The 13,220-nt window shown below is 73.3% G+C and carries 11 protein-coding genes and 1 pseudogene; 5 read left to right on the forward strand and 7 right to left on the reverse strand.

Annotation, left to right across the window (positions count from 1 at the left end):
• Positions 1–8 precede the first annotated feature (8 nt).
• Positions 9–434: pseudogene (locus tag ACZ516_RS29430) on the reverse strand (class I SAM-dependent methyltransferase); the annotation flags it as partial.
• A gap of 94 nt (positions 435–528) precedes the next feature.
• Between ACZ516_RS29430 and ACZ516_RS29435 the strand changes: the two are divergent.
• The gene (locus ACZ516_RS29435) at positions 529–753 is read left to right on the forward strand and encodes a hypothetical protein (protein ID WP_469012521.1); all 225 of its coding nucleotides are present in this window, start codon (positions 529–531) and stop codon (positions 751–753) included.
• Positions 754–1,264: 511 nt separating this feature from the next.
• Positions 1,265–2,794, forward strand: a complete 1,530-nt coding sequence (locus tag ACZ516_RS29440; protein WP_358580849.1) for a helix-turn-helix domain-containing protein — start codon at positions 1,265–1,267, stop codon at positions 2,792–2,794.
• A gap of 73 nt (positions 2,795–2,867) precedes the next feature.
• On the opposite strand, the gene ACZ516_RS29445 is transcribed toward ACZ516_RS29440, so the two are convergent.
• From ACZ516_RS29445 to ACZ516_RS29455, 3 genes are all read right to left on the reverse strand, one after another.
• Positions 2,868–3,611 (reverse strand): hypothetical protein, encoded by a 744-nt coding sequence (locus tag ACZ516_RS29445; protein WP_358580851.1) that lies wholly within the window; start codon positions 3,609–3,611, stop codon positions 2,868–2,870.
• Between the two features lie 141 nt (positions 3,612–3,752).
• The gene (locus tag ACZ516_RS29450; protein WP_361077331.1) at positions 3,753–4,151 is read right to left on the reverse strand and encodes a RidA family protein; all 399 of its coding nucleotides are present in this window, start codon (positions 4,149–4,151) and stop codon (positions 3,753–3,755) included.
• A 388-nt stretch (positions 4,152–4,539) separates the two neighbouring features.
• Positions 4,540–5,679, reverse strand: a complete 1,140-nt coding sequence (locus tag ACZ516_RS29455; RefSeq protein ID WP_469012524.1) for an acyl-CoA dehydrogenase family protein — start codon at positions 5,677–5,679, stop codon at positions 4,540–4,542.
• A gap of 108 nt (positions 5,680–5,787) precedes the next feature.
• Between ACZ516_RS29455 and ACZ516_RS29460 the strand changes: the two genes are divergently transcribed.
• Both ACZ516_RS29460 and ACZ516_RS29465 read left to right on the forward strand, forming a co-directional pair.
• Positions 5,788–7,458 (forward strand): AMP-binding protein, encoded by a 1,671-nt coding sequence (locus tag ACZ516_RS29460; RefSeq protein ID WP_469012525.1) that lies wholly within the window; start codon positions 5,788–5,790, stop codon positions 7,456–7,458.
• Between the two features lie 4 nt (positions 7,459–7,462).
• Positions 7,463–8,287, forward strand: coding sequence for a PaaX family transcriptional regulator (locus ACZ516_RS29465; RefSeq protein WP_469012528.1), 825 nt, complete (start codon positions 7,463–7,465; stop codon positions 8,285–8,287).
• A gap of 17 nt (positions 8,288–8,304) precedes the next feature.
• On the opposite strand, the gene ACZ516_RS29470 is transcribed toward ACZ516_RS29465, so the two are convergent.
• Positions 8,305–10,596 carry a bifunctional salicylyl-CoA 5-hydroxylase/oxidoreductase gene (locus ACZ516_RS29470; protein WP_469012634.1) on the reverse strand — a complete coding sequence of 764 codons (2,292 nt, stop codon included), beginning with the start codon at positions 10,594–10,596 and terminating at the stop codon, positions 8,305–8,307.
• On the reverse strand, positions 10,593–11,420 hold the full coding sequence (locus tag ACZ516_RS29475) for an enoyl-CoA hydratase family protein (RefSeq protein ID WP_358580859.1): 828 nt from the start codon (positions 11,418–11,420) through the stop codon (positions 10,593–10,595). The genes ACZ516_RS29470 and ACZ516_RS29475 overlap by 4 nt, the downstream gene beginning before the upstream one ends.
• A 263-nt stretch (positions 11,421–11,683) precedes the next feature.
• Here ACZ516_RS29475 and ACZ516_RS29480 point away from each other — a divergent pair, with 263 nt between their 5' ends.
• Positions 11,684–12,103, forward strand: coding sequence for an ATP-binding protein (locus tag ACZ516_RS29480; protein ID WP_358910964.1), 420 nt, complete (start codon positions 11,684–11,686; stop codon positions 12,101–12,103).
• Between the two features lie 18 nt (positions 12,104–12,121).
• On the opposite strand, the gene argF is transcribed toward ACZ516_RS29480, so the two are convergent.
• Entirely contained in the window at positions 12,122–13,120 is a 999-nt protein-coding gene (gene argF / locus ACZ516_RS29485) for an ornithine carbamoyltransferase (protein WP_358580865.1), read from the reverse strand.
• Positions 13,121–13,220: the final 100 nt, after the last annotated feature.

Below are 13,220 nucleotides of genomic sequence, written 5' to 3' on the forward strand. Positions count from 1 at the left end.
CGGGCGGTGAAGGCGGCCAAGCGCCCGCCGGGCCGCAGCACCGGGGCCGCCTTGGCCGCGCCCGCGACCGGGTCGATCCAGTGCCAGGCCTGGCCCGCGACGACCGCGTCGAACTCCCGGCCGGCCGGCTCCCAGGCCTCGAAGGCGGCGATGTCGACCTCGGTCCCGAGCCGCTGCGCCGTCCGCGCGTCGGGCTCCACCCCCAGCACGGTGCAGCCGGCCGCGGCGAACTGGCGGGCGGCGATGCCGGTGCCGCAGCCGACGTCCAGGACGTCCGGTCCTGCGGCGGCCAGGCGGGAGACCAGGGCCTCGGGGTAACGGGGTCGGGCCCGGTCGTAGCGGTCAGCGTCCGAGCCGAAGGACTCGGCCAGGTGCCGGTGGCGGTGCGGGGCGGGGGCGGGCGGTGTCGCCGGGAACGTCCGCGAGGCGCTCAGTGACCTGTTCGGGTCGGTCGCCCTCGCGGTCGTCGGCCTCATCGCCTCCCGGGACGTCCTGCGCGCCCGGTTGCGCGCGACCTCGCCGGCCGGCGTGCCCCTGCTTACGGAGGCCGGGGCCATGCTCGCCGCCTACTTGGACGCGGAGCGCGAGCTGGGCCGCCTCGCGGACGACGCCGACACGGACACCCTCGCGCTCACGCTCATCGGCGCCGGCCATCTGCTCTTCGCCGGCCTGGAGGGCGTCGCGCCGGACGCCGACGCCGTGCACAAGGTCGTGGCCGGGGTGCTCTCGGGGGTCGTACGGGAGGCGGCGTAGGAGTCGGGGCGGGCGGCGCGGTGTGCGGGTGGCTTGGACTAGTCAGTCGGTTCTCTCCGGGGCACGTGCGACACGTACCGCGATCGACCGCGCGAGTCGGGGCGGCGACGGTGGCCGCCCAGCGCGCGGAAGGTCTCAGGCATACGTCGTCCCTGCTCACGTACGTCTCGGGGGTGGTACGCCGATGCCGTGCCGCCCCTGTCATCGGTACCGGATAGCGGGGCGGGGCGGGCGATCTCGTGCTGCTCGACCGCGATGTGACGCGGTGTCGGTGGCCGAGATCAGTCCCGCCGAAGTGCGCCCCGCGCTCACCGGAGGCACAGTGGTGCATGACGCGTGGCCCTGCCCCGGCGCCCACGGTGGGCTCGTCGGCGCTCACGGTGGGGTCGTCGGCGGTCGGCTCGCGCGGTCGGGTGAACTCCCCTACGGGGAAAGGTCGCCCGGAAGGCCGCTCCCCGGATGGCCCACCCCAGCGCGCAGTTCATCTCATATCTGAGATAACCTGCCACACATGGCAGACGACTACCTCGTACGCATCGGCAAGCTCATCCGTGACGCCCGGCAGCACAGGGGCTGGACACAGACGCAGCTCGCCGAAGCGCTCAGCACCAGCCAGAGCGCCGTGAACCGCATCGAGCGGGGCAACCAGAACATCAGCCTTGAGATGATCGCCCGCATCGGCGAGGCGCTCGACAGCGAGATCGTGTCGCTCGGCTACGCCGGGCCCATGCACCTGCGGGTGGTCGGCGGCCGCCGGCTCTCCGGTGCCATCGACGTCAAGACGAGCAAGAACGCGTGCGTGGCGCTGCTCTGCGCGTCCCTGCTCAACAAGGGGCGCACGGTGCTGCGCCGCGTCGCCCGCATCGAGGAGGTCTACCGCCTCCTGGAGGTGCTCAACTCCATCGGCGTACGCACCCGTTGGATCAACGACGGCGTCGACCTGGAGATCGTGCCGCCCGCCAAGCTGGAGATGGACGCCATCGACGCGGAGGCCGCGCGCCGCACCCGCTCGATCATCATGTTCCTCGGTCCGTTGCTGCACCGCATGGACCGCTTCAAACTGCCGTACGCGGGCGGTTGCGACCTGGGCACCCGCACGATCGAGCCCCACATGATCGCGCTGCGCCGCTTCGGTCTGGACATCGCCGCGACCGAGGGGCTGTACCACGCGGAGGTGGCCCGCGACGTCTGCCCCGACCGCCCCATCGTGCTGACCGAGCGCGGGGACACCGTCACCGAGAACGCCCTGCTGGCCGCGGCCCGCAGCGCCGGCACGACCGTCATCCGCAACGCCTCGTCGAACTACATGGTCCAGGACCTGTGCTTCTTCCTGGAGGCCCTCGGCGTCGAGGTCGAGGGCATCGGCACGACGACGCTGACCGTGCACGGCGTGCCGACCATCGACGTGGACGTCGACTACTCCCCCTCCGAGGACCCGGTCGAGGCGATGAGCCTGCTCGCCGCCGCCGTCGTCACGGAGTCCGAGCTGACGGTGCGCCGGGTGCCGATCGAGTTCCTGGAGATCGAGCTGGCGGTCCTCGAGGAGATGGGCCTCGACCACGACCGCACGGCGGAGTACTCCGCCGACAACGGCCGCACCCGTCTGATCGACCTCACGGTCCGCCCCTCCAAGCTGGAGGCGCCGATCGACAAGATCCACCCGATGCCGTTCCCGGGCCTGAACATCGACAACGTCCCCTTCTTCGCGGCCATCGCGGCGGCGGCGCAGGGCAAGACGCTGATCCACGACTGGGTCTACGACAACCGCGCGATCTACCTCACGGACCTCAACCGCCTCGGCGGCCGCCTCCAGCTCCTCGACCCGCACCGCGTCCTGGTCGAGGGCCCCACCCGCTGGCGCGCCGCCGAGATGATGTGCCCCCCGGCCCTGCGCCCCGCGGTCGTCGTCCTCCTCGCCATGATGGCGGCCGAGGGCACCTCGGTGCTGCGCAACGTCTACGTCATCAACCGCGGCTACGAGGACTTGGCGGAGCGCCTGAACTCCGTCGGGGCCCAGATCGAGACGTTCCGGGACATCTGACCGGGACGTCACACCTGCCCGCCGGCGCCGCGTGGGTGAACGCCGCACGGGGCCGGCGGGCAGGTGGCCCGGGTCAGCCGCCCGAGGCGGCGAGTTCCTTGAGGTCGACCGTCTCGCCCTTGGCCGGCGCCTTCGGGCTCACGGGCTTGTTGTAGTCGGTGAAGGTCGCCTCGTTGGGCTTGTCGCCGCCCTTCACGGTGGCGCGCAGGATGTAGGGCTTGCCCTCCGTGGCCACGTACATCGTGTGGGTCTCGCCGCCGGAGGCCTTCTTCGTCAGCGCGATGGCCTCCTTGCCGTCGATGGACGTGGTGTCGCCCTTCTTCATGCCCTTGCGGCTCGACTTGTCCTCGTCCATGGAGGCGATCAGGCCCTGCTTGTCGCACAGGCCGGACGTCGCGGCGTCGTCGGCCGGCGTCTTGACCCACTTGTCGACGACCTTGTCCAGCACCTTGTCCGAACCGGCCTGGTTCTTCAGCGCGTTCTTCCAGTACTGCTCGTTGCCGCGCACGTACAGCGCGGCGTTCGTGTGCCGCAGTTCGGCCTTGGCGCCCTCGGCGTCGATGGTCCCCTCGCAGTTCTTCTCCTGGTCCACCGCGAGGTCCACGCTCACCGACTTGCCGCCGGCCTGCCGCATGTCGCCCTTCAGGCGCATCGAGTCGGCCTTCTTGGTGGCCGCCACCGCCTTGGCCGCGATCTGGTCGGCACTGTCCTTGGCGAACGGCTTGTCGGCGCCGTCATCACTGTCCCCACACCCCGTCAGCAGAACGGCCGACAGCCCGACGATCCCGATGACACCCGTAACCTTGCTCGCACGCACGTGCTCACCCCTCCTCATCACCGGACCCTGGCGGCCGCGGCTGACTCCGCCTACCCGCGAATCAATCGGTGACGCAGGGGACTTGACGGTCCGTAGGGAGTCCGAAGACCGTCGGTGCGGCGGCTCGCCCCTTCGGGCCGCTCAGTCGAGAACGGCCACCCCGTCAAGCTCCACCAACGCTTGATCGTCCCACAGCCGGACCGCGCCGAGCACCGCCATCGCGGGGTAGTCGCGCCCCGCCAACCGCCGCCAGAGGCGGCCCAGTTCGGCGGCGTGGGCGCGGTAGTCGGCGACGTCCGTGGCGTAGACGGTGACGCGGGCGAGGTCGGCGGGGGTGCCGCCGGCGTGGCGCAGGGCGGTGAGGAGGTTGGTGAGCGCCACCTCGAACTGCGCGGGCAGGGTGGTTCCGACGACCTTGCCCGCCCCGTCCAGCGCGGTCTGCCCGGCGAGGAAGACGAGCCGGGAGCCGGTCGCGGTGACGGCGTGCGAGAAGCCGGTGGGCGGGGAGAGTTCGGCCGGGTTGACGCGGCGCAGGGTCATGGGGCGGGCCTCCTGGTTCTCCGGGTCGGTGACGGGGGCGTGCGGCACGGCGGCACCCCGGCGGGGGCGGGGTGGACCCCGCGTGGCCGACCACGGCTCGGTCCGGCCACCCGCGGGCTCATGGTCCGACCGCCCCCGGGCTCACGGTCCACCCGCCGAGGGATTCGCGTCCGACATCGAGGGATTCGCGGTGCGGCACCGGGGGATTCGCGGTGCGACACCGGGGGATGCACGGTCCGGCCCACCGGCGGATGCACAGCCCGGCACCGAGGGATTCGCGCTCCGCTCACCGACGGATGCACAGCCCGGCACCGAGGGGTTCGCCGTCCGCCCGCCGGCCGATGCACAGCCCGGCGCCGAGGGATGCACGGCCCGCCCGCCGGCGGGCTCATCCGTACAGCTCCTTGGCGATGATCCCGCGCTGGACCTCGCTCGCCCCCTCGTAGACGCGCGGCGCCCGCACCTCACGGTAGAGGTGTTCGAGCAGGTGGCCGCGGTGCAGGGCGCGGGCGCCGTGCAGTTGGACGGCGGCGTCGACCACGTACTGCGCGCTCTCCGTGGCGAGCAGTTTCGCCATCGCCGCGCGCCGGGCGATGCCGGGGCCGTGCGGCCCTTCCCGGTCGTACGCCGCCGCTGCCGCGTACACCATCAGGCGCGCCGCCTCCGTGCGCGTGGCCATCTCGGCGATCTGGTGGGCGACGGACTGGAGGTCCTTCAGCTTGCCGCCGAACGCGTCCCGGGCGGCGGTGTGCGCGAGGCTCGCGTCCAGTGCCGCCGCCGCCATGCCGACGGCGAACGCGCCGACGCTCGGCCGGAACCTGTTCAGGGTGGTCATCGCGACGCGGAAGCCGCGGTCGACCTCGCCCAGGACGTCCTTGCGGCCCACCTGGACGCCGTCGAAGGCGAGCGTGCCGATCGGGTGCGGGGAGAGCATGTCGAGGGGGGCGCCGGTCAGGCCCGTGCGGTCGGCGGGGACCAGGAAGGCGGTGACGCCCCGGGAGCCCGCGCCCGGGGAGGTCCGGGCGAAGACGGTGTAGAAGTCGGCCTCGGGGGCGTTGGAGATCCAGCACTTCTCGCCGGTGAGGCGCCAGCCCGCGGGGCCGTCCGGGGCCGCCGCTAGGGACAGGGCCGCCGCGTCCGAGCCCGCGCCCGGCTCGGAGAGCGCGAAGGCGGCGACGGCGCGCCCCGCGCGGACGGGCGGCAGCCAGCGTTCCCGCTGCGCGGGCGTGCCGTGCGCGTGGACGGGGTGGGCGCCGAGGCCCTGGAGCGCCAGGGCGGTCTCCGCCTCCGTGCAGGCGTAGGCGAGCGATTCGCGCATCAGGCAGAGGTCGAGGGCACCGGCCCCCGATCCGGTGCCGTCCTCGAACAGCCGCGCCAGCAGACCCAGTTCGCCGAGCTCCTCGACCAGGGGCCGGTTCACGTGACCCGGTCGCCCCTGCTCCGCGAGGGGCCGCAGGCGCTCGGCGGCGAGGGCGCACAGCTCCGCACACCAGGCGGTTTGTTCAGGATTGAGCGAGAATGCCGTCACCCCGACCCCTCCTTTATCGCGCACCGTTGACTGTCGTCACCATCACGATACGCTCGTGGGGCGAGCCCACCACAGCGCCCGACCCGCAGGCAAGGGGGCAGAGCCGCCATGGATCCCACCGGCATACCGGGGCTGACACCGTCCGGCCACACCGACACCTTCGCCCGCGACCACCTCCCGCCGCGCGACCAGTGGCCCGCCCTCGTCCACGACCTCCCCGAGCTGCGCTACCCGGACCGGCTCAACTGCGGTACGGAGCTCCTGGACCGGACGGTGGAGCGGCTCGGCCCCGCCCGGCCCGCGTTCCACTCCGCGTCCGGCGGGACCTGGACGTACGGCGACCTGCTCGGCCACGTCGACCGGATCGCCCGGGTGCTGAGCGCCGAGCTGGGTGTGCGGCCCGGGGAGCGGGTGCTGCTGCGCGGGCCCACCACGCCCTGGCTCGCGGCCTGCTGGCTGGCGGTGATGAAGGCGGGCGCGGTAGCCGTCACGGTGCTCGCCCAGCAGCGGGCGCCGGAGCTGGCCGTCATGTGCGAGATCGCCCGGGTGCGGCACGCGCTGTGCGACGTACGGTCGGTCGACGACCTGGTCAAGGCCGGGGTGCCGGGCCTGGGCGTCACCACGTACGGCGGCGCGGGCCCCGACGACCTGCTGGCGCGCGCGGCCCGACGCCCCGGGCCCTACGCGGCGGTGGACACGGCCGCCGACGACGTCGCGCTCATCGCGTTCACGTCCGGCACGACCGGCCGCCCCAAGGGGTGCATGCACTTCCACCGCGACGTGCTCGCCATCGCCGACACGTTCGCGCGGCACATCCTCCGGCCCGTCCCCGACGACGTGTTCGCGGGCAGCCCGCCGCTCGGCTTCACCTTCGGCCTCGGCGGGCTCGTCGTCTTCCCGCTGCGCTTCGGCGCCTCCTCGGTCCTGCTCGAACAGGCGGCGCCCAGACAACTCCTGCCCGCCATCGGGCGCCACGGCATCACGGTGGTGTTCACCGCGCCGACCGCCTACCGCACGATGCTGGAGACGCTCGACGGGTACGACATCTCCTCGCTGCGCCGCTGCGTCTCGGCCGGCGAGAACCTCCCGGCGGCCACCTGGCGCGCCTGGCACGAGCGCACCGGGCACCGCATCATCAACGGCATCGGCGCGACGGAACTGCTGCACATCTTCATCTCCGCCGCCGACGACGCGATCAGACCGGGCACGACGGGGCGCCCCGTTCCGGGCTGGCACGCGCGCGTGGTGGACGAGTCCGGGGCGCCGGTGCCCGACGGCGAGCCGGGCCTGCTCGCGGTGCGCGGCCCGGTCGGCTGCCGCTACCTCGCCGACGAACGCCAGCTCCAGTACGTGCGCCACGGCTGGAACGTCACCGGCGACACCTACATCCGGGACGCCGACGGCTACTTCCGCTACGTCGCCCGCGCCGACGACATGATCATCTCAGCCGGCTACAACATCGCGGGCCCCGAGGTGGAGGAGGCGCTGCTGCGCCACCCCGACGTCGCGGAGACGGCGGTGGTGGGGCGGCCGGACGAACTGCGCGGGCACGTCGTGGTGGCGTACGTGGTGCCGCGCGAGGGCGCGCCACGGGACGCGGAGAAGCTGCGGGAGTTCGTGCGCACGGAGCTGGTCCCCTACAAGTGCCCGCGCGAGATCGTGTTCCTGGACGCCCTGCCGAGGACGGCGACGGGCAAGCTGCAGCGGTTCCGGCTGCGGGCGGCGCCGTCGGCCCGGCGGGCGGCGGAGTCCTCGGCCGCTCCGGGGCCCGTAGAGTGATCACGTGTCCGAGCAGCACACTCCACGGTCCCTGATCGTCACCTTCTACGGCGCCTACGGCCGGGGGGCGCCCGGCCCGGTCCCGGTGGCCGAGCTGGTGCGCCTCCTCGCGCCGCTCGGCGTCGACGCGCCGTCGGTGCGCTCGTCGGTGTCGCGGCTCAAGCGGCGCGGCCTGCTGGTTCCGGCGCGCACGCAGGCGGGCGCCGCGGGTTACGCGCTCTCCCCGGAGGCCCGTCAGCTCCTGGACGACGGTGACCGCCGCATCTACGGCGGGGCGGCCGGGGCGCGGGAGGACGGCTGGGTCCTCGCGGTCTTCTCCGTGCCCGAGGCCGAGCGGCACAAGCGGCACGTGCTGCGCTCCCGGCTCGCGGGCCTCGGCTTCGGCACGGCGGCGCCGGGTGTCTGGATCGCTCCGGCGCATCTGCGCGAGGAGACCCGGCACACCCTGGAGCGCCTCCAACTCGCTCCGTACGTCGACCTGTTCCGGGGCGAGCATCTGGGCTTCGCCGCGACGGCGGAGGCGGTGGCGCGCTGGTGGGACCTCGCGGCCCTGGCCAAGCAGCACGAGGCGTTCCTGGACCGCCATGAGCCGGTGCTGCGCTCCTGGCAGGCCCGCGGCGACGCTCCCCCGCCGCCCGAGGAGGCCTACCGCGACTACCTCCTCGCGCTCGACTCCTGGCGTCGACTGCCGTACGCCGACCCGGGCCTGCCGCCGGCGCTGCTGCCCCGCGACTGGCCGGGCGTCCGGTCGGCGGAGGTGTTCACGGCGCTGGACACGCTGCTCCGGGAGGCGGGGGCGCGGTTCGTGTCACCGCCCGACGCCCGCTGACACCGGCTGATGCCTCGTCAACCGCCGAGCGACAGGCGGGGTTTCGGGGCGTCGGTGCGGCCCGTCTGCGGTCTGCGGCTGCCCGCGCGGTACGGCAGAGGCCAGGTCACCCCGGCTCCCTCGTACCCCTGCTCGGCCGCCGCGTGCAGGGTCCAGTGGGGGTCGTAGAGGTGGGGACGGGCGAGGGCGCAGAGGTCGGCGCGGCCCGCCAGGACCAGGGAGTTGACGTCGTCCCAGGAGGAGATGGCGCCCACGGTGATCACCGGGACGCCGGTCTCGTTGCGGATGCGGTCGGCGTAGGGCGTCTGGTAGGAGCGGCCGTAGTCGGGGCGTTCGTCGGCGACGACCTGGCCCGTCGAGACGTCGATCGCGTCGGCGCCGTGCGCCGCGAAGGCGCGGGCGATCTCCACGGCGTCCTCGGCGGTGGTGCCGCCCTCGGCCCAGTCGGTGGCCGAGACGCGGACCGTCATCGGTTTGCCGGCCGGCCACACCTCGCGCACGGCGTCGAAGACTTCGAGGGGGAAGCGCAGCCGTCCGGACAGGGAGCCGCCGTAGGCGTCCGTGCGCCGGTTGGTGAGGGGTGAGAGGAACCCGGAGAGCAAGTAGCCGTGGGCGCAGTGCAGTTCGAGGAGGTCGAAGCCCGCTTCCTCGGCGCGCGTGGCCGCCGCGACGAACTGTTCGCGGATGCGCGTCAGACCCGGCCGGGACAGTTCGCGCGGCGCCTGACCACCCGGCTTGTACGGCAGCGGGGAGGCGGCGTCCAGCGGCCAGTTGCCGTCGGGCAACGGGTCGTCGATGCCTTCCCACATGCGTTTCGTGGAGCCTTTGCGGCCCGAGTGGCCGAGCTGGACGCCGATCGCCGTGCCGGGCGCCTGGGCGTGCGCGAAGTCGGTGACGCGGCGCCAGGCCCGGGTCTGTTCGGCGGTGTAGAGCCCGGCGCAGCCCGGTGTGATGCGGCCGCGCTCGCTGACGCAGACCATCTCGGTCATGACCAGGCCCGCACCCCCCAGGGCCCGGGCGCCCAGGTGGACGAGGTGGAAGTCGCCGGGGACGCCGTCCACGGCGCGGTACATGTCCATCGGGGAGACCACGACGCGGTTGCGCAGGGTGAGGTCGCGCAGGGTGAAGGGCGTGAACATGGGGGGTGTGCCCTCGGGACAGCCGAACTCGCGCTCCACGGCGCGGGTGAAGCCGGCGTCGCGCAGCCGGAGGTTGTCGTGGGTGACGCGGCGGCTGCGGGTCAGGAGGTTGAACGCGAACTGCCGTGGGGGCTGGTCGAGATGGTCGGGCAGGCGCTCGAACCACTCCAGGCTGGCGCGGGCGGCCCGCTGCGTCGAGGCGACGACGGGGCGGCGCTCGCTCTCGTACGCCTGGAGGGCGCGCGGGATGTCGGGCTGTTCCCGCAGGCAGGCGGCGAGGGCCAGGGCGTCCTCGACGGCGAGCTTGGTGCCGGAGCCGATGGAGAAGTGCGCGGTGTGCGCGGCGTCGCCCAGCAGCACCGTGTTCCCGTGCGACCAGCGGGAGTTGCCTACCGTACGGAAGTTGGTCCAGGAGGAGTGGTTGCCGCGCAGGGGGCGGCCGCCGAGCGCCGCCGCGAAGATCTTGGCGCAGCGCTCGGTGGACTCGCGCTCGTCGAGCCGGTCGAAGCCCGCCGCCGCCCAGACCTCCTCGCGCATCTCGACGATGACGGTGGAGGCGCCGGTGCCGGCCGCGGAGTAGGGGTAGCCGTGCAGCTGCATGACGCCGTGCTCGGTCTCGGCGATCTCGAAGCGGAAGGCGTCGAAGGCGAAGTCGGCGGCCAGCCAGATGTAGCGGCAGCGGTGGGTGGTGATGCTCGGGCCGAAGGCCTCGGCGTGCGTCTCGCGCGTGCGGCTGTGGACGCCGTCGGCCGCGACGACCAGGTCGTACGCGGCCGCGAGGGCGGCGGCGGGCGGCGCCTCGGCGCGGAAGTGGAGTTCGACGCCGAGTGCGCGGCAGCGGGCGTGCAGGACGGCGAGGAGGCGGCGCCGTCCGAGCGCCGCGAAGCCGTGACCGCCGGAGGTGTGCCGCCGGTCGCGGTGCACGATGTCGATGTCGTCCCAGCGCACGAACTCCGCCTGGAGGGCGGCGTAGACCTCCGGGTCGGCGTGTTCGATGCCGCCGAGGGTCTCGTCGGAGAGGACGACGCCGAAGCCGAAGGTGTCGTCGGGGGCGTTGCGCTCCCAGACGGTGACCTCGCGGGCCGGGTCGAGGCGCTTGAGCAGCGCCGCGGCGTACAGGCCGCCCGGGCCGCCGCCGATGACGGCCACGCGGTGGGCGCCCGCGTTCATCGGCCCCGCCACTTCGGCGGGCGCTTCTCGGTGAACGAGGCGTGGAACTCCGCGTAGTCCTCGCCGTTCATGAGCAGCGCCTGGGTCGCCGCGTCCAGCTCCACGGAGGCGGCGAGCGGCATGTCCAGTTCGCTGGTGAGCAGCGCCTTGGTCTGGGCGTACGCGAGGGCCGGGCCGTCCGCGAGGCGGCGTGCCAGGGCCGCCGCGGCCTCCGCCGCCTTGCCCTCGTCCGTCAACTCGCTGATCAGGCCGATCCGTTCGGCCTCGGGGGCGCGCACCGCGTCGCCGAGCATCAGCAGCCGGGTGGCGTGGCCGAGGCCGACGACGCGGGGCAGCAGGTAGGCGGCGCCCATGTCGCCGCCGGAGAGGCCGACGCGGGTGAAGAGGAAGGAGAAGCGGGCGCTGGGGTCCGCGACGCGGAAGTCCGCGGCGAGGGCGAGCACCGCGCCGGCGCCGGCGGCGACCCCGTGCACGGCGGCGATCACCGGGAAGGGGCACTCCCGGACGGCCCGGACGACCTGGCCGGTCATGCGGTTGAAGTCGAGGAGCTGGGCGGTGTCCATGGCGAGCGTCGCGCCGATGATCTCCTCCACGTCGCCGCCCGAGCAGAAGCCGCGCCCCTCGCCGCCCAGCACGAGGGCGCGCACGGACTTGTCGCGGGACAGCTCGGCGAGGAGGTCGCGCAGGTCGGCGTAGGCGCCGAAGGTGAGCGCGTTGAGCTTGTCGGGGCGGGCGAGGGTGACGGTGGCGACCCCGTCGTCGACGGCGAGGCGCAGGTGCCGCCAGTCGGGGGTGCGGGTCGCGGAGCCGGTGAAGGGACTCATGAGGTGCGGCCTCCTCGGCCTGGGGGCTGGAGTTCGCCGGCCGCGGCGCGGTGCCCGGTGGGGGCACGCGGTGCGGCTCCTGTCGAAGCTATCACCGATCCGTGACCGTCGTCACGAGTGCGCGATACAGGGCATGGGAGTCCGCCGAGGGAGCAGGGCCGGACGTCCCGCGCCGTGCCCGACCGCGGCCTCTGTCGACATAGCGCTTAGGATTTGTACGGTTGAAAGCAGGACCGCCGCCTGCTGCCTTGAACGGACCCCTCTTGCCCCAGCCCCCAGCCCCCGCCTCCTGGCGCATCACGCTGCCGCACAGCGCGGCAGCCGTGCCCGTCGCTCGCGCCCTGGTCCGCACCGCCCTCACCGACATCGAGGCGTCGCCCGACACCGACACCGCGGAGCTGCTCACCGCGGAGCTGGTCGCCAACGCCGTCGAGCACACGGTGGGGCAGAGCCCCATAGAGCTGGTGATCGAGCTGCTGCCCACCGGCTGCCAGGTCGAGGTGCACGACTCCAGCCCGCTGCCGCCCGGGAACCTCAGCGCGTCCGAGCCGCCCGGCCCACCCGACCCCTGGCAGGAGCACGGGCGCGGCCTGCTCCTGATCCGCACCCTCAGCTCGTCGTGCGGGCACCGCCCCACCGCCTCCGGCAAGGCGGTCTGGTTCACGCTCCCGACGCGGCCCTAGCGGGGAGCCGCCGGCCGGTCAGGCGAGGGTCGCGACCAGGACCGCCTTGATCGTGTGCAGGCGGTTCTCGGCCTCGTCGAAGACGACGGAGTGCGCCGACTCGAAGACCTCGTCGGTGACTTCCAGGGAGGTCAGACCGTGGCTCTCGTGGATCTCGCGGGCGACCTGGGTGCCGAGGTCGTGGAAGGCCGGCAGGCAGTGCAGGAACTTCACGTCCGCGTTGCCGGTGGCGCGCAGCACGTCCATCGTCACCGCGTACGGCGCGAGGGCGGTGATGCGCTCGTCCCAGACCTCCTTGGGCTCGCCCATGGAGACCCACACGTCGGTGGCCACGAAGTCGGCGCCCCGCACGCCCTCCTCGACCGCCTCGGTGAGCGTGATCCTGGCACCGCTCCCGGCGGCGAGCGCGCGGGCCTGGGCGATGACCTCCTCGGCCGGCCAGTAGGCCTTGGGCGCCACGATGCGGACGTCCATGCCGAGCAGGGCGCCGGTGACGAGGTAGGAGTTGCCCATGTTGAGACGGGCGTCGCCGAGGTAGGCGAAGGCGACGTCGGTGAGGGGCTTGGCCGTGTGCTCCGTCATCGTGAGGACGTCGGCGAGCATCTGGGTGGGGTGCCACTCGTCGGTCAGGCCGTTGTAGACGGGCACACCGGCGTGCGCGGCGAGGGTCTCCACGGCCTCCTGGGCGTCCCCGCGGAACTCGATGGCGTCGAACATGCGGCCGAGCACGCGGGCGGTGTCCTTGATGGACTCCTTCTTGCCGATGTGCGAGCCGGACGGGTCGATGTACGTCGTCGCGGCACCTTGATCGGCGGCGGCGACCTCGAAGGAGCAGCGCGTCCTCGTGGAGTTCTTCTCGAAGATCAGGGCGATGTTCTTGCCGGTCAGCCGCCGGATCTCGGTCCCCGCCCGCTTCGCCGCCTTCAGCTCCGCGGCCAGGTCGACCAGGCCGCGGAACTCCTCGGCGGTGAAGTCCGACTCCTTGACGAAGTGGCGGCCGGTGAGGTCTGTGGCCATGACGATGCTCCTTGGGCGCGGGGACGGGAACCGGAAAGCTGAAACTATATACGATCCTTTACATTAGTATGCAGATCGGCGTGGACAACGGCATCCGCCG

This window comes from Streptomyces sp. NPDC034037 (assembly GCF_055575715.1).

Bases quoted from the DNA above. Each gene is read 5' to 3' on its own strand.
- ACZ516_RS29470 (WP_469012634.1), bottom strand. From the start codon at position 10,596: ATGAACGCGGGCGCCCACCGCGTGGCCGTCATCGGCGGCGGCCCGGGC.
- ACZ516_RS29460 (WP_469012525.1), top strand. From the start codon at position 5,788: ATGGATCCCACCGGCATACCGGGGCTGACACCGTCCGGCCACACCGAC.
- ACZ516_RS29475 (WP_358580859.1), bottom strand. From the start codon at position 11,420: ATGAGTCCCTTCACCGGCTCCGCGACCCGCACCCCCGACTGGCGGCAC.
- ACZ516_RS29450 (WP_361077331.1), bottom strand. From the start codon at position 4,151: ATGACCCTGCGCCGCGTCAACCCGGCCGAACTCTCCCCGCCCACCGGC.
- argF (WP_358580865.1), bottom strand. From the start codon at position 13,120: ATGGCCACAGACCTCACCGGCCGCCACTTCGTCAAGGAGTCGGACTTC.
- ACZ516_RS29440 (WP_358580849.1), top strand. From the start codon at position 1,265: ATGGCAGACGACTACCTCGTACGCATCGGCAAGCTCATCCGTGACGCC.